This window comes from Tibeticola sediminis, from assembly GCF_003843835.1.
In the GTDB taxonomy this organism is placed as follows: domain Bacteria; phylum Pseudomonadota; class Gammaproteobacteria; order Burkholderiales; family Burkholderiaceae_C; genus Tibeticola; species Tibeticola sediminis.
Genome location: NZ_RKQL01000001.1, coordinates 381,221 through 397,126, shown reverse-complemented (window position 1 = coordinate 397,126; position 15,906 = coordinate 381,221). Strand labels below are relative to the sequence as shown.

Here is a 15,906-nt window from a genome sequence, read left to right as displayed (position 1 = left end):
AACACCTGGGGCCGGGCTCTCAGCCTCTCAGGCCGGCCAGACCGAGCCGTGCTCGGGCACGCGGGCGCGCCAGTACAGCTGATGCTCGATGCGTAGTCGCAGTGCGTCACTGGCGCCGACTTCGCCATGCACGACATACACCTGCCCGGGCGGCTGCGGCAATCGGCGCAGCCAGGTCATGAGTTGCTCGCTGTCCGCGTGGGAAGAGGCCGTGCGCAGTTGCACCACCTCGGCAGCCACCCAGACGTCTTGCCCATGGATGCGGATCGAGGTTTCACCGGCCGCCAGCCGCGCACCGCGCGTGCCCGGCGTCTGATAGCCGGTCAGGATGATCATGTTGCGATGGTCGCCTGCATAGTGCGCCAGATGATGAAGCACCCGCCCGCCCGTGGCCATGCCCGAGGCTGCAAGGATCACCATCGGGCCGTGCTGCGCCGCCAAGGCCTTGCTCTGCTCGGGGGTTTCGATGAAGTGCGCGACCTTGGCCATCGCACGGACTTCGTCTGGGCTGAGCTTGTGCGAGCCTGGGTGGTCGATGAAAACCTGGGTGCTGTGGATCGCCATCGGGCTGTCGAGATAGACCGGCAGACCGTGCGGGATGCGCCCCTGGGCCTTGAGCGTCGCAATCGCGTGCAGCAGCGTCTGCGCGCGGCCGACCGCGAAGACCGGCACGACCGCGATGCCGCCGCGCCGTGCCACGCGTTCGAGCGCGGGCGCCAGTTCGTCGAGGACGGTGCCTTCTGGGTGGCGGCGGTCACCGTAGGTCGACTCGATCAACAGCGTATCGGCCGCGGGCGGATCGGCGGGCGGCTTCATGAGGAGGTCGTCGCTGCGCCCGAGGTCGCCTGAGAACAGAATGCGGCGCCCGCCGACTTCGAGCAGCACGCTGGCCGCACCGATGATGTGTCCCGCCGGAATGAAGCTCACGCGCCAGCCCCGGTGCGGCTCGAACGGGTGAAAGAAAGGCACGGTATGAAACAGCCGCAAGCTGTCGAGCGCATCCTGCCGGGTGTAGAGCGGCAAGGCCGGGTGATGCTTGGAAAACCCATGCCGGTTGGCGAACGCGGCGTCCTCTTCCTGCAGATGGCCGCTGTCGGGCAACAGAATCGCGCACAGGTCGCGCGTGCCCGGCGTGGCATGCACCCGGCCGCGAAAACCCTCCTTGGCCAGCAGCGGCAGATAGCCGCTGTGGTCGAGGTGGGCGTGCGTGAGCACGACCGAATCGATCCGGCTCGGAACGACCGGTAAGGGACGCCAATTGCGTTCGCGCAGCGGCTTGTAGCCCTGAAACAGGCCGCAGTCGACCAACACCCGAACACCGGCATGTTCGACCAGGTACTTCGAGCCCGTGACGGTCTGCGCGCCGCCGAGGAAAGTGATGTTGACGCTCATGAGCGATCGCCCCAGGAAAAGATTGCCCGATGGATGCGCGGCCGGCGGCAGGGGTCTCGGGCCGCACCGCCCACCCCGGTCAGTGCCTGCATGCTTCAGGCGGCCGTGAAGAAGCGCTTGATGCGCTCGGCCCAGCTGCTGCCGTCGGGCGAGTGCTTGGCGCCGCCCTTACGCAAGGACTCGTCGAGTTCCTTGAGCAGCTTCCTTTGATGCTCGGTCAACTTGACCGGCGTTTCGACGCGGACATGGCAATAGAGGTCGCCCGGCGTGGCCGAGCGCACACCCTTGATGCCCCGGCCGCGCAGCCGGAAGCGTTTGCCGGTTTGCGTGCCCTCGGGGATGTCGATCGTGGCGCTGCCCTCGAGCAAAGTCGGAACTTCGATTTCCCCCCCGAGCGCCGCCGTGGCGAAACTGATCGGCACCTCGCAGTGCAGATCGTCGCCGTCGCGCTCGAAGACATCATGCTTCTTGACCCGCACCTCGATGTAGAGGTCGCCCGCGGGCCCGCCGTTCTTGCCGGGCTCACCGTTGCCGCTGCTGCGGATGCGCATGCCGTCGTCGATGCCGGCGGGAATCTTGACTTCGAGCGTCTTGTGTTTGCGCACACGACCTTGCCCATGGCAACTCGGGCAGGGCTCGGGAATGATCTGGCCGGTGCCGTGGCATTGCGGGCAGGTTTGCTGGACGCTGAAGAAACCTTGGCGCAGTTGCACCACACCGGCCCCGTGGCAGGTGGTGCAAGTGATCGGGCGGGTTCCGGGCTTGGCGCCGCTGCCGTGGCAGCTGTCGCAGTTTTCCCAGCTGGGGATGCGGATCTGCGTCTCCTTGCCGGCTGCGGCCTCTTCGAGCGTGATCTCGAGCACGTAGCTGAGGTCGGCTCCCCGGTACACCTGCCGGCCGCCGCGGCCACGCCCTTGGCCAAAGAGATCGCCGAAGATGTCGCCAAACGCCTCGGCGAAGCCGCCAAACCCGTCACCACCACCGCCGCCGAAGCCACCCATGTTCGGATCGACACCGGCGTGGCCGAATTGATCGTAGGCCGCGCGCCTTTGGGCGTCGCAGAGGGTTTCGTAGGCCTCCTTGACCTCTTTGAAGCGCGCTTCCGCCTCTTTGAGCCCTTCCCCGTGGTTGCGGTCGGGGTGGTATTTCATGGCGAGGCGCCGGTACGCCTTCTTGATTTCTTCTTCCGATGCGTTGCGGGCAACGCCCAGAACTTCGTAATAGTCGCGTTTGGCCATTGCGTTCCTGCTCTCAAACCCGTTGCGCAACAACGCCGCGTCGGGTCATTTTCCAGGGGAAAACAACTCGACGCGGCGTCGCTGCAAAGAGCGGAGCAGTCAGAGGAGCTGCTCCGCTGTTTGCCACCAAGGCGCTCAGTCTTTCTTGACTTCCTTGACCTCGGCGTCGACGACATCGTCATCGCCGCTGCTGCCGCTCGTGCCCGCGCCCTGAGCGCTCGCACCGCCGGCCGACTGCTGCGCCTGCTGGGCATACATTTTCTCACCCAGCTTTTGGCTTGCAGCCATGAGGGCATTGGTCTTGGCCTCGATGGCGGCCTGGTCCTCGCCCTTGATCGCTTCCTCGAGGTCTTTGATGGCGGCCTCGATTTGCGCCTTTTCGGACGCATCGACCTTGTCGCCGTGTTCGGCCAAGCTCTTCTTGACCGAGTGCACGGTGGCATCGGCCTGGTTGCGCGCTTGTACCAGCTCGACGCGCTTCTTGTCCTCGGCGGCATGCAGCTCGGCGTCCTTGACCATCTTCTCGATCTCGGCCTCGGACAAGCCCGAATTTGCCTTGATCGTGATCTTGTTCTCCTTGCCCGTGCCCTTGTCCTTCGCGCTCACGTGCAAGATGCCGTTGGCGTCGATGTCGAAGGTCACCTCGATCTGCGGCATCCCACGCGGTGCCGGCGCAATACCCTCGAGGTTGAATTCGCCCAGCAGCTTGTTGGCTGCGGCAATCTCACGCTCGCCCTGGTAGACCTTGATGGTCACCGCCGGCTGGTTGTCTTCCGCGGTCGAGAAGGTCTGCGAGAACTTCGTCGGGATGGTCGTGTTCTTCGGAATCATCTTCGTCATCACACCACCCATCGTCTCGATACCGAGCGACAGCGGCGTCACGTCGAGCAGCAGCACGTCCTTGCGCTCACCCGAGAGCACCTGGCCCTGGATGGCGGCGCCGATGGCCACCGCTTCGTCCGGGTTGACGTCCTTGCGCGGCTCCTTGCCGAAGAATTCCTTGACCTTCTCCTGCACCTTGGGCATGCGCGTCATGCCGCCGACGAGAATCACGTCCTGGATGTCGTTGACCGACACCCCGGCGTCCTTGATTGCGGTGCGGCAGGGCGCGATCGTGCGCTCGATCAGGTCTTCGACCAGGCTTTCGAGCTTGGCACGCGTGAGCTTGATGTTCAGGTGCTTCGGCCCCGACGCATCGGCCGTGATGTAGGGCAGGTTGATGTCGGTCGAGGTCGAGCCCGACAGCTCGATCTTGGCCTTTTCGGCGGCGTCCTTGAGGCGCTGCAGGGCCAGCACGTCCTTGGACAGATCGACACCAGACTCTTTCTTGAACTCGGTGACGATGTAATCCATGATGCGCTGGTCGAAGTCCTCACCGCCGAGGAAGGTGTCGCCATTGGTCGACAGGACCTCGAACTGCTTCTCGCCATCGACGTCGGCAATTTCGATGATCGAGATGTCGAACGTACCGCCGCCCAGGTCATAGACCGCGATCTTGCGGTCGCCCTTGGTCGCCTTGTCCAGGCCGAAGGCCAGCGCCGCCGCCGTGGGCTCGTTGATGATGCGCTTGACTTCGAGGCCCGCGATGCGGCCGGCGTCCTTGGTGGCTTGACGCTGGGCGTCATTGAAGTAGGCGGGCACCGTGATGACCGCCTCGGTCACCTCTTCGCCCAGGTAATCCTCGGCGGTCTTCTTCATCTTGCGCAGCACTTCGGCGCTGATCTGCTGCGGGGCGAGCTTCTTGCCACGCACTTCGACCCATGCGTCGCCGTTGTCGGCGGGCACGATCTTGTAGGGCATGAGCTCGATGTCTTTTTGGACTTCTGGGTCGGTGAACTTGCGGCCGATCAGACGCTTGACCGCATAAATCGTGTTCTTCGCGTTGGTGACGGCCTGGCGCTTGGCCGGCGCGCCGACGAGGATCTCGCCGTTTTCGAGGTAAGCGACGATCGAAGGCGTGGTGCGGGCACCCTCGGCGTTTTCGATGACTTTGGGCGTGTTGCCCTCCATTACCGCGACGCAGCTGTTGGTCGTGCCCAGGTCGATACCGATGATTTTTGCCATGTTGATTTGCTCCGTTGGGTCAATGATTTTTGGTGGGCCAAGCAGCTCTTGCCGACCCCGTTGTCTTCTAAATGCGGCTGCCCGGCGCGGTTTCAAGGCGGGGCGGGCTGCCCCGCCCGGATGCGGCGCCCTTTGCAGGCTTTAGCCGCCTTGCCCGGGCGTGACGGTCACGAGCGCAGGGCGCAACACGCGGTCGGCAATCAGGTAGCCCTTTTGCAGCACGGCGACCACGGTGTTCGGCTCCTGGTTGGCCTCGGCAACGCTGATCGCCTGGTGCAGGTTCGGGTCGAAGCGGGTGCCGGGGGCCGGGTCGATCGGCACCACTTTGTTGCGTTCGAGCGCGGCACGCAATTGCCGCAGGGTGGCTTCCGCGCCTTCGCGGATTTGTTCGGTCGTCGCATGTTGCACGGCCAAGCCCGCCTCCAGGCTATCGACGACGGGCAGCAGGCTCTCGGCGAAGCTTTCGAGCGCAAACTTGCGCGCCTTGGCGATTTCTTCCTCGGCGCGGCGACGGGCGTTTTGCACGTCGGCCTGGGCGCGCAGGTATTGCTCGCTCAGCTCGGCGTTTTTCGCCCGCAACTGCTCGATTTCCGCCTGCAGCGCCGCGCGCTCATCGGTCGCAGCCGTTGGCTGGGCTTGCGAGGCTTCGGCCTCGTTCGGGTTTTGCGTGTTGGAGTTGGTTTGGGTTTCGGCCATGGGGTTCAAAGAAAGCAAACAGCCGGGATGACCCGGTTGTGGGGATGAATCGAGAGGAAGAAATACGGGTCCATCGCGCCGACAGACCCATCGGGCAGGCAACTGGGGGTCAGCCCAGAAAATTCAAGAGGCTGAAGGCAGCGCTGAACCAGTCCCTCGCGCGCCGCGCAGGGGGCAGGGCTCAGGCGCTGCGCCATTCGGGCAAGCCGGGCCGTGTCCTGATCGCTTGCTCATTCCGCCGCCTTGCGCGCCTGGGCCGCTGCCCATTTTGCGGCGAACGCCTGCAGATCCGAGAGGCGCTTGACCAGGTCGAGCCCGCTGGCCGTGAGCCGGTAGCCTTCGTTACCGTGGGCGATGAGCCCGGCCGCGCGCAGCGCCTTCAGCCGCGTGTTCAGGGTGTTGGGGGTGATGCCGCCGACGCTGTCTTGCAGCAGCCGAAAGGTTTGCGGGTGTCCATCGCGCAGCGCCCACAGCACACGCATGGCATAGCGGGTCTCGAGCAGAGCCAGTAACTGGCCGATGGCGGCGGTGTCTTTGGAACTCATGGCGATGTTCTCCTTCGATCTCGATCGTGCCTGTTGCGTGCCGGCCTCTCAGGCTAGGCGCAATTAGGGCAACGCTGAATAAGTTCCCGCGATGGTGCGCGCCCGCAGCCGGGATGCGCGACGCGCGAGGGACTTGTTCAGCGTTGCCTTAGCTCCCTGGAAGGCTGGTGTTGCCCCAGGCGCGGCGCGCGAGCCTGCTCCAGGTGTGTGCCCGGCCACGCTGCGGCAACTATAGCGCAAAGTGACTCGATGCTACACCTTTCATAGCTGGAGGGCTTCTCCTCGAGCCCGGTCGTGCCGACCCCGAAGCGCTTCGGGTAGACGGAGCAGCGTTTGCGACGAAAATACCGGAATTCGGTCAACGCTGAACCGGCCGCTCGCGCGCGATCGCGGCAGCGGATTGAGCGTTGCCCCAACGCGGCCACCTTTCATTTTTTCATCTGAACTCAAGCGTCCTTCGTCGTGAACTCAACTGCATCTCACCCCCTGGATCTGGCCCAACTCGATGCGCTCACCGGGGGTGCCTTTACGGCGCCGACTTCCGGGGAACGCGCGGCGCGTGTGCGCGATTGGCTCGCCACCGAGCCTTCTGCCGAACTGATGCAGGCGGTCTTCAAAGAACTCAGCGTCAAGGACAAGGGCGCGGCGCGGCCGCTGCGCGAGCGGCTCGACGAGCTGCGCCGCGCCAAGGCGCAAGAGGCTTTGGCCGCGCAGTGGGCCGAGCGTGCCCGGGCGCTGCTGGCTGCGCCGCGGTTTTCGATCGCCGACGCCCTGGCTTGGCAACGGGATGCGGCCCGTGCGGGCGCGCCGCTGTCTCGTGAACCTCTGACGGGTTTGCGGGCCGCGCTGGCCGAGCGCATCAAGGCGGTCGAGGATTTGCAGAACCAGGTGATGGTGCTGCGGGAGGCCTCGGTGCTGCTCGCGCAGCGCATCGAGATTCTCTCCACCCGGAGCTGGAAAGATGCCCAGGCGGCCGCGCCGGTGCTGCGTGAAGACGTGGCGCGTTGGCTGGCCCAGGTCGAAGCGTTGCGCCAGCAGCCCGATTGGTCCGTCATGGACCCGAAGTACGCGCCCATGCTCGATGCGGCGCAGAGCCAGCTTCAAATCGTTTGGGACGCTTTTACCGCCGCCTTGGCCCAGGCCGAGGCGGCTGCCGCCGACCCATCCGTCGCGCCGCCCCCGGTGCCGGTGTGGGCGGCGGAGATTCGCGCCGCACGCGGCGAATCAATTGAGGCACCCGACGCCGAACGTCATCGGCCTAAGGCCGACCCGGCCGAGCGGCAAGCCCGGCGTGAAGCGGCGCTCGCAGCCGTCGTGCCGCTGCTCGAGCGGCTCGAGCGGGAGGTGGCCGAGGGACACGGCAAAGCCAGTGCCGGCGTCGCGGCTGCGCTGCGCGAGGCCTTCAAGACGCATGCGCGGCATCTGGAGGCAGCGATCGAATCGCGCGTGCACGCGGCGCTGGCCGCAGCCGGCGAGCTCGAAGGCTGGGCCCGTTGGCGTGCGGACCAGATCCGCGAGGAGTTGATCCAAAAAGCCCAGGCGCTGGTGGACGGCGAACATGCGCCGCAAGGCCGCAAGCTCCAGGAAGCGCTGCGAGCCCTGCGGGAACAGTGGAAGGCCACCGACCAGAGCGGCGTGCCAAACCATGCGCTCTGGAAGCGGTTTGACGAGGCCTGCACCGCAGCCCACGCCCGGGTGGAGGCTTGGCTCGAGCAAGTGCGCGCCGAAGCCGCAGCCCACCGCGCCGAGCGCCTGGCCTTGATCGACGAGGTCAAGGCATGGACCGAGGCCCAGGCGCAGCAGACGCCTCCCGACTGGAAAGCCCAGATCCGTGCCTTGGCCCAGTTTGCCGAGCGCTGGCGCAAAGCCGGACACTTGAGTGAGAAGGCCTTTGCCGAGCTTCAGCCGCTGTGGAAAGCCGCCATCGGCGAGGCAGGCGCCGCTTTGGCCAAGGCCCAGGAGGAAAGCCTGCAGCGCCGCCAAGCCTTGATTCAGGAGGCGCAGGCCCTGGCGCAGGAGCCTGTGTTGCGCGTCGATGCGGTGCGCAGCTTGCAGCAGCGCTGGCAGGCCGAAGCTCAAGCCGTTCCGCTGGATCGGCGCGCCGAGCAAAAGCTTTGGGAGGCGTTCAGAAAGCCCATCGACGAGGCCTTTGCACGCAAAGGAAGCGAGCGCGCGCGCGTGGAGCAGAGCCTCAGCGAGCGCGACCGTGCCGTCATCGAGGCGGCGCGCGCCCTCGAGGCGGCCAATGCCAGTGGCGACGCGCAGCGCATCCGGGCCGCCATGGCGGCGTTGGAGGCTGCGGTGCGCGGCGGATCGACCGCGCGGACCGCAGCCGCGCCCGCAGGCGCACCGCTGGCGCAGGTTCTCGAAGAAAAACAGCCCAACGCCGGCGAGAAATCGGCTCCGGATGCTACGAAAACAGAAGTTTCAGAGCCGGCGGAGGCGAGCGGGAGCGCCAGCACCACGCCCGCCAAGCCGGTGGTGGCCGTGCGCGGAGACGATCGGCCCGGTGCCCGCCGCAGCGCCCCGGAAAGCCGCGCCGGCGCCGGAGCCGAGGGCTTGCGCGGACGCGGCCGCGACGGTGGGGCCGCCAGCGCGGGTGGCGGGCGACGCGAGGCCCGGCCGACGTTCGGGCGCGGCTCTGAGCCCGAACGGGCGCCGCGCCTCGGTGATGCGGCGTTTCGGGCGCAGCGCGAAGCGCTCGAACATGCGGAGGCGACGCTGCGCCGGCTCGCGGCCCAGGCGCATGGCGAAGCGCTCACGCAGTTGCTTCATGCCTGGGAGGTGCGCGATCCGCAAGCCTTGCCCGGCGCTCAGGCCCTGGGCCGCGCCGTGTCGGCGGGCGTGCGCGCCGCTTGGGTCAAGGCGCTCGGCGCACCGCCCTCGGGCGATGCGGCCGAGGCCCTGCTGCGCCTCGAGATCGCTGCCGAGGTGCCCACCCCAGCCGCCCAGCTCGACGCCCGGCGCGCGCTGCAGCTCAAGCTCTTGACGCGCCGGCACGACCCCGCACCGGCCGAGACCTGGCCGCTGGATGTAGCTACCGTGCTCGCCAGTGCCTGGAACGCCGAAGCCGCCCAGCGCTTGCAGTCGGCACTCAAGGTTCTGCTGCGGCGCGGCTGAACGCAGCGGCTCGACCGTGAGGCCAACATTGCCTTAAGGCCCTCTTCAGCCGGCCGCGTCAGCATGATGTTTTCGGATTCTGAGGGGGAGCGATGCGCATTTTGCTGGCGGAGGACGATGATTTGCTCGGCGCCGGGCTGCGCGCGGGCTTGACGCAGCAAGGCTTTCAGGTCGACTGGGTGCGCGACGGCGTGGCCGCTCTGCGGGAACTGCGCAGCGGTGAATACCAGGCGGTGGTGCTCGACCTGGGTTTGCCCCGAATGGACGGCATGGACGTGTTGCGCGAGGCGCGGGCGCAAAAGCTGGCCGTTCCGGTGCTGGTGCTGACCGCCCGCGATGGACTGCCGCAGCGGGTCGAGGGGCTCGATGCCGGGGCAGACGACTATCTCGTCAAGCCGGTGGATTTGCTCGAACTCGCCGCGCGGCTGCGTGCCTTGGTGCGGCGCGCTCATGGACATACCTCGGCACGGCTGGGGGCAGGGCCGATCGAACTCGACGAAGCCGCGCGCCAGGTGTGGCTCGAGGGGCAGCCGGTGGCGATTGCCGGGCGCGAGTACGACCTGCTGCACCTGCTGGTGCTCAATGCGAACCGCGTGCTGAGCCGCGAGCGCATCGAGCAGCAGCTCTATCGCTGGGGCACCGAGGTCGCGAGCAATGCGGTCGAGGTACATGTCCACAACCTGCGCCGTAAGCTCCGGCCCGACCTCATCGAAACTGTGCGCGGCGTCGGCTATGTGCTGCGCACGTCGGCGCTGCAGGGACACGCATGAGTGCAGCCGAGCGCCGTCCGGCGCGGGCCCAGCCGTCCTTGCGCAGCCGGCTGCTCCTCACGGTGCTGAGCCTGCTGGCTGCGGGCTGGGTGCTGGTGCTGGGCCTGACCTGGCTGGATTTGCGTCATGAGCTTGACGAACTGCTCGATGCGCATCTCGCGCAGACTGCCGCGCTGCTCTCAGGCCTACACCTCGAGGACTTACGCAACCTCGACGCCGTAGACGCGCCGGTGCTGCATGAATACCAACAGGAAGTGGCGATCCAGGTCTGGCACGAGGGTCGGCTCGTCGCGCGCTCGGTCAATGCGCCGGCCGCGCCGCTGGCCCCGCTGGGGGAAACGGGCTTCAGCGTGGAGACGCTCTCGGGCGAGCCCTGGCGGGTGCTGAGTGCACCGGGGCTCGAGAGCGATGTGCACATCCTGGTGGGCGAGCGCGAGGCGGCGCGCGCGCATGTGTTGCTCTCGAGCATGGAGCGCGCCGTCTGGCCGATCCTGTTGGGTTTCCCTTTGATCGTGCTGGGTATCGTCTGGGCCGTGCGCGGGGCGGTGCAGCCGCTGCGGCGCCTGGGCGAGCAAGTGGCCCAGCGTCGACCGCAGGCGCTGGAGCCGCTCGAAGCGCAGGACGCGCCGCGGGAAGTGTTGCCGCTGGTGCAGGCACTCAATCGGCTGTTCGAACGCATGGCCGAGCGCCTCGAAGCCGAGCGGCGCTTCACCGCCGACGCTGCGCATGAACTGCGCACGCCACTGGCGGCAATCCGCATGCAGGCACAGGTCGCGCAAGGCGCGCTCGATGCCGGCGAGCGCGCGCAGGCGCTCGCCGCCACCGTGGCCGCCTGTGACCGCGCGAGCCATCTGGTCGATCAGTTGCTGCAGCTCGCGCGGCTCGAAGCCGAGGCTGGCGCAGGCGTCGCCTCGGCGCATGCTGTGGAGTCCGTGACCGTATGGCCCCGCGTGGTGCATGAGCTCTGCGAGCTGCTCGAGCCGCAGGCGCAGGCCAAGAACCAGCGGCTCGAGCGCTCGGTGGCAAGCGAGGTCGCACCGGCTGCCCTGCCGGCGGCACTGGCGCGCGTGCTGCTGCGCAACCTGCTCGACAACGCCGTCCGTTACAGCCCCGAGGGGGCGCGGGTGCGCTTGTCCGTGGTCGCCGCAGGCCAGGCGACGCGGATCACGGTGGAGGACAGTGGCCCCGGCTTGTCGCCCGAGGCGATGGCCCGCTTGGGCGAGCGATTCTTTCGCGTGCTGGGCACCGGGCAGCCGGGCAGTGGTCTGGGCTGGTCCATCGTGCGGCGGCTGGCGCGCATGTATGGGATGGACGTCGAGGTCGGGCGCAGCACCGAACTCGGCGGTCTACGGGTCACGCTGACCGTGCCCGAGGCGCTTGCCGTCCGCGCGGCGACTCGATGAATGCTTGAGTTGGGTCAAGTGTGATTTCGTGACAAAGTTGTCAAATCGCGTCCCACAACCGATGTGGAGATTTGACGATGCGCACAGACATGCTCCAGCAGGCGCTGGAGGACCTCAACGGGTCGACGGCCGACATCGAGGCCTCGGCCCTGATTTCAACCGACGGCTTGATGATCGCCTCGGCCCTGCCCAACGGCATGGACGAGGACCGCATTGGCGCGATGTCGGCGGCCTTGCTGTCGTTGGGTGAGCGCACCGCCAAGGAACTGGCCCGCGGCGGGCTCGAACGCGTGCTGGTGCAGGGCGAGCGCGGCTATGTGATCATGAGCGCGGCCGGGCCTGAGGCGGTGCTGACCGTGCTGGCCAAGTCCAATGCCAAGCTCGGTCTGATCTTCCTCGACATCAAGCGGGCGGCGGAGACGCTGTCCAAGCTGCTCTGAGTAGGAGCGTGTCATGGCTTTGCCCGACATGGCGCCGCCGGCCGCGCCGTACCGTGAATGCCGGCTGACCTACACCGATGGCAGCTCGCGTACCGTCTATGTGACCGAGATCGAAGTGCCGTTCCCCGAGGGGCGGCTGATCGTTTCCCGCACCGACCTCAACGGCATCATCACCCACGCCAACGACGCCTTCGTCGAGATGAGCGGCTGGTCGCGCGAGGAACTCATCGGTGCGCCGCACCACATCCTGCGCCACCCGGACATGCCCAAAGTCGCCTTCAAGGGGCTGTGGGACGACCTCAAGGCGGGCAAGAAGTGGCACGGCTATGTGAAGAACCTGCGCAAGGACGGCAGCTTCTACTGGGTCTATGCCACCGCCGTACCCAACATCCGCAATGGCGTGGTCGTGGGCTACACCTCGGTGCGGCGCAAGCCTTCGCGCACGCGCATCGCCGAACTCGAACCGCTCTACCGTCAATGGCTGGCCGAGGAGAAAGCAGCATCATGACCCTCAACTTCATGATCGCCCCGGACTTTGCCCCGGATCGTTTCGCGGGTTGGCACATGCTCAACACGGTGCTGCAGCGCCGCTCCGGCCTGGGCCTGCATCTGCTCACGCCCGCCGGTGCGCGCGAGCAGGCCGAGCTGCTCGCCGAAGGCAAGGCCGACATCGTTTACGCCAATCCCTTTGACGCCGCGGACATGATCCGCTCGCAGGGCTTCATTCCGTTCGCACGGCCCGCTCAACGCTATGACGAAATGGTGATCGCCAGTGGCGCGTCCTCCGGCATCAACCGGGTGGAGGACCTCAAGCCAGGGTGCCGCATCGCGCTCACCGACAACCGCGATGTCAAGCTCATCGGCCTGCGCCTGCTTGAACCGGCGGACCTGACCGATGCGCAGATCCAGTGGATCGACGTGGACAGCTACCAGGCGGCGGCCCGTCTCGCCATCAAGGGCGAGGTGGAGGCCGCGTTCTTCCTGGCCGATGCATATGCCTCGCTCACGCGGATTTCCCGCAGCCAGTTGCAGGTGCTGGTGGAGAGCGCCATCCACGACATTTCCCACGTGCTGCTCGCGCATCCGCGCCTGGCGGCCGAAGTACCGCGCATCGCCGAGGCGCTGCTGAGCATCGGCTCGCAACCGGGCGATGCGGATGTGCTCGATGCGCTCGGCCTGCCTGCCGGTTTTGAGCGCATGAGTCAGGAGCAGGCCGAGTTCATGATCGACCTCATGGACACCTTGCTGGACTGAGGCTGGCATGGTGAGCAATGCCCGCCCTGAGCCTGCGGCGCGCCTGTCCTTGCGGCGGCAGGCAAGGCGCTTGCTTCGGGACCCGCGCGATGCCCAGGCCCACCTGGAGCGGCTGCGCTGGGCGCTGGCGTTGCCGGGTTCGGAGCCGGTTCAGGGTGCCTTGGCCGATGTGTACGTCGCGCTCGACGAAACCTTTGGCCCGCTCAAGCGGCAGGCGCTGCGGCTGGCGCGCGAGCGTCTGGCCGCGCACGTGGCGCGGTCGTTCGAGGCGCAGGTTGAGGGCGCGGCGCTGGCACGCATCACGCCGCTGGCCACGCGCTGGAGCGTGCTGGCCCGGCCTTCGGCCAACATGACAACGCGGGCACGGCGCTGCAGCGTCGACGACTCGCGGTCCCTGGCGGCTGCAGCGGTTGCGGCGTTCGAAGCCCAGGACCGGGCCGCGCAGCAGGCGTTTCTCGAGCACTGCGTGACTTGCCACGACAACCTGGCCTTCATGCTCGCACGGCGCGCGTTGCTGCGCGCGGGCGCCGTGCTGCCGCCCGAATGGGAAGCCGTCAGCCAGCAACTCGAACAAGGGGAAGATCTCAGATGAAAGTCGCCTACATCGGGCTGGGGCCGCAGGAAGCCGCGGCCTTGGCGTTTCTCGTCGAACGCGAATTCAAGGGGAGCTGCATCCAAGTGCCCCAGCCCGAATCGGGGGCTCGGGTCGAAGCAGACGTCTGGGTGATGGATCTGCTCGCGCTCGGTCTGCCACACCATACGCCGCAGGGGCAAGCGCAGCTCGAGCGCTGGCTGCAGCTGCGTCCTGCCGTGGCCCTGGTTCCGGCCAGCGACACGAGCTGGGCGGCCGCGTGGGCACAGCCCGTCGGGTCTGCGCGCCCGATCGTCGCTTTGCGCAGGCCCTACGGAGCCGAAGCCATGCGCGCGGCGCTGGCACGGGCCATGTCGCTCGCCGCAGCCGATGCAGCCCCCTCGCGGAGTGTCGAATCCCGGCCAGAACCGCCTCGGCCCGCGGCGCCGCTGCCAACCGCCGCAGCGCCGGCGAGCGTTGCGGCTCTGTCGCCTGCCGACGAGGCGTCGTCCGTTTCGGAAGCCCAGCGCATGCTCGACGCCGCGGCGCGCGAGCCCGGTCGGGCCTTGCTGCGCCGAATGGCCGGTGCCATCGGGTCGGGCTCCGCATTCGAGATGCATTTCACGGTGCAACACAGGGTGGTGGTCGACCCGGGCGCCGCTTGGGTGGCCGGCAATACGCCGATGAGCGTGGTGCAGCGGGTCAGCCGCAGCGATGCCCTCGCATCGGTCGTCTCGCTGCGGACCATCGATTCCGCGCAGGCCGAGGCCCGCGTGCGGCAGCTGCGGCTCGATCTGATGCCGCTCGAAGATTTCGTTGGCGCCCTGCTCGCGCCGCCCGAGGCTCGCCCACAGCGCGCCGAACAAGGGGCGGTGGCTTGAATGAACCGGGGGAGGCGGCTCGATGGGATGCCGCCGGGGCTGAGAGAGAAACGTAAACGATGAATGCACGCTCGAATCGTTGGTGGATCCTGACGCCGCAGGGCGCTTTGCGGGCTTTTTCGAGCCCTGAGCCGGACGCGGAGGCGCGCGCCTTGCAAGGTCTGTTGACGTCGGATCGCGCGCTCGACGAGGCTGCGTTTCTGGCGCGCAGTGGGGTGACGGTGGCGTGGCTCGATGCTGCGGCCGAGGCCGGCTGGGTCGAGTCCTTGCCGCGCCCTTTGCTCGGGCCCGATGCGCGGCTCGACGACTTCTTGCAGCATGTGATTCCCTCGCTCTCGGGCGTGCGGCGCGCCGTGCTGGCTTCGGATGGGGGCTTTTGCCTCGGTGCTTGCGGTCTCGCGCCGGACGAGGCCGAAGCCCTGAGTGTTGCGGCCGCCGATTTCGGCGCGTATGCCGAGCGTCAGCAGCGGCGCGGCTGGGGCGGCGCCCGGGGTTTCGTGTCGTTTCACAGCGACCCGGAATTTTTGCTGCCCAATTGGTCCTTCGTGCCGCTGTGGGTCGATGGCAATGGCTATTGGCTGATCGTCGGTGGTGAGCCGCTGCTCAACAACGCCGCGTTGGTCGAACTGCTCTGGGGCCTCAAACTCGCGGGTGAGCGCTATTCGGCCGCTTCGGCCCAGTCGGGACCGAAGCCGTAAAAGGTTGCGAGCAGTTCAAAAAGAGGAGCATGTTCGCGCCGGAATACGCCGGGCGACACGAAATAAGCTTCGGACGCGACTGCGAAGAACTCGGCCGGTGACGCTGCGGCATAGGCATCGAGCCAGGGCGGATCGACCAGGCCGCCAAAGCGCTCGGCTGCCGTGACCGCCTCGCAGAATTCGGCATACAGCGGTTCGAAGCGTGCCTGCCACTGCGCCCGCGCGGCCTGCGGGCTTCTCGTGCCGAGCCAGCCCGGCGGCAGGGGCGGGCAGCCGTCGATCGCGCCGTCGCGCGCGTCGATCTTGTGTGCAAACTCGTGGATGACGAGGTTGTAGCCCTCGGCGGCGGTTTCGTCGGCGCGCGCGACATCCGCCCATGCGAGCATGACCGGCCCGCCGTCCATGGATTCGCCGGCCAGTTCTTCTTGCCATTCGTGCAGCACACCCGCCTCGTCGAGATGCTGCCGGCGCGCCAGCACCTCGCCGGGGTAGAGCACGATACCGACGAAGTCCTCGTACCAGCGCAGCGCCTGCGCGCTCGACTGGCCGGCGGTGATGTGCAGCAGGGGCAGACACGCTTGCGCCGCCACGGCCACCGCCATGGGGTCGGTCACGACGAGCCCGCCCGCGCCAGAAAATTCCTTGCGCGCCAAAAAAGCGGCGGCCAGCGCGCGCAGCCGCTCTTGCTGCGGCGGCTGCAGGCGCGCGAGGAAGCGGTGGCCGGTGAGCACAGGCTGCCAGAGCGCATCGGGAATCTCGGCGGCCGAGGCCCGGCGCCGCGCACCGCGCGCCGTGGCGACCAGGCGCTTGAGCGGCTCAAGCCAGGCGATCATG

Annotated in this window: 15 protein-coding genes; 9 read left to right on the top strand and 6 right to left on the bottom strand. The window is 67.5% G+C overall.

The window, feature by feature from the left end; all coding sequences use genetic code 11:
• Positions 1–27 precede the first annotated feature (27 nt).
• The 5 genes from EDC62_RS01920 to EDC62_RS01900 all read right to left on the bottom strand — a co-directional run bounded on the left by EDC62_RS01920 (position 28) and on the right by EDC62_RS01900 (position 5,935).
• Entirely contained in the window at positions 28–1,392 is a 1,365-nt protein-coding gene (locus tag EDC62_RS01920) for an MBL fold metallo-hydrolase RNA specificity domain-containing protein (protein WP_124219849.1), read from the bottom strand.
• Between the two features lie 95 nt (positions 1,393–1,487).
• The gene (gene dnaJ, locus EDC62_RS01915; RefSeq protein ID WP_124219847.1) at positions 1,488–2,630 is read right to left on the bottom strand and encodes a molecular chaperone DnaJ; all 1,143 of its coding nucleotides are present in this window, start codon (positions 2,628–2,630) and stop codon (positions 1,488–1,490) included.
• 135 nt (positions 2,631–2,765) lie between these two features.
• Positions 2,766–4,694, bottom strand: coding sequence for a molecular chaperone DnaK (dnaK, locus tag EDC62_RS01910; RefSeq protein WP_124219844.1), 1,929 nt, complete (start codon positions 4,692–4,694; stop codon positions 2,766–2,768).
• A 141-nt stretch (positions 4,695–4,835) separates the two neighbouring features.
• Positions 4,836–5,390 (bottom strand): nucleotide exchange factor GrpE, encoded by a 555-nt coding sequence (grpE, locus tag EDC62_RS01905; protein WP_124219841.1) that lies wholly within the window; start codon positions 5,388–5,390, stop codon positions 4,836–4,838.
• Between the two features lie 230 nt (positions 5,391–5,620).
• Entirely contained in the window at positions 5,621–5,935 is a 315-nt protein-coding gene (locus EDC62_RS01900; RefSeq protein WP_124219839.1) for a winged helix-turn-helix transcriptional regulator, read from the bottom strand.
• 462 nt (positions 5,936–6,397) lie between these two features.
• Here EDC62_RS01900 and EDC62_RS01895 point away from each other — a divergent pair, with 462 nt between their 5' ends.
• From EDC62_RS01895 to EDC62_RS01855, 9 genes are all read left to right on the top strand, one after another.
• Entirely contained in the window at positions 6,398–9,055 is a 2,658-nt protein-coding gene (locus EDC62_RS01895; protein ID WP_124219837.1) for a DUF349 domain-containing protein, read from the top strand.
• Between the two features lie 92 nt (positions 9,056–9,147).
• Complete coding sequence (locus EDC62_RS01890) at positions 9,148–9,825, top strand: response regulator (RefSeq protein WP_124219835.1); 678 nt, start codon at positions 9,148–9,150, stop codon at positions 9,823–9,825.
• Entirely contained in the window at positions 9,822–11,228 is a 1,407-nt protein-coding gene (locus EDC62_RS01885; RefSeq protein ID WP_124219833.1) for an ATP-binding protein, read from the top strand. The genes EDC62_RS01890 and EDC62_RS01885 overlap by 4 nt, the downstream gene beginning before the upstream one ends.
• A 77-nt stretch (positions 11,229–11,305) precedes the next feature.
• Entirely contained in the window at positions 11,306–11,668 is a 363-nt protein-coding gene (locus EDC62_RS01880; protein ID WP_124219831.1) for a roadblock/LC7 domain-containing protein, read from the top strand.
• Between the two features lie 13 nt (positions 11,669–11,681).
• Positions 11,682–12,176 carry a PAS domain-containing protein gene (locus tag EDC62_RS01875; RefSeq protein ID WP_124219828.1) on the top strand — a complete coding sequence of 165 codons (495 nt, stop codon included), beginning with the start codon at positions 11,682–11,684 and terminating at the stop codon, positions 12,174–12,176.
• On the top strand, positions 12,173–12,922 hold the full coding sequence (locus tag EDC62_RS01870) for a phosphate/phosphite/phosphonate ABC transporter substrate-binding protein (RefSeq protein ID WP_124219826.1): 750 nt from the start codon (positions 12,173–12,175) through the stop codon (positions 12,920–12,922). Before EDC62_RS01875 ends, EDC62_RS01870 begins: the two co-directional genes overlap by 4 nt.
• A 7-nt stretch (positions 12,923–12,929) precedes the next feature.
• Positions 12,930–13,514, top strand: coding sequence for a hypothetical protein (locus EDC62_RS01865; protein WP_124219823.1), 585 nt, complete (start codon positions 12,930–12,932; stop codon positions 13,512–13,514).
• The gene (locus EDC62_RS01860; protein WP_124219821.1) at positions 13,511–14,374 is read left to right on the top strand and encodes a hypothetical protein; all 864 of its coding nucleotides are present in this window, start codon (positions 13,511–13,513) and stop codon (positions 14,372–14,374) included. The genes EDC62_RS01865 and EDC62_RS01860 overlap by 4 nt, the downstream gene beginning before the upstream one ends.
• Before the next feature lie 59 nt (positions 14,375–14,433).
• On the top strand, positions 14,434–15,072 hold the full coding sequence (locus EDC62_RS01855) for a hypothetical protein (RefSeq protein WP_124219818.1): 639 nt from the start codon (positions 14,434–14,436) through the stop codon (positions 15,070–15,072).
• Here the strand turns inward: EDC62_RS01855 and EDC62_RS01850 are convergent.
• The gene (locus EDC62_RS01850; RefSeq protein ID WP_124219815.1) at positions 15,033–15,905 is read right to left on the bottom strand and encodes a M90 family metallopeptidase; all 873 of its coding nucleotides are present in this window, start codon (positions 15,903–15,905) and stop codon (positions 15,033–15,035) included. The two genes, EDC62_RS01855 and EDC62_RS01850, sit on opposite strands and share 40 nt — an antisense overlap.
• Position 15,906: the final 1 nt, after the last annotated feature.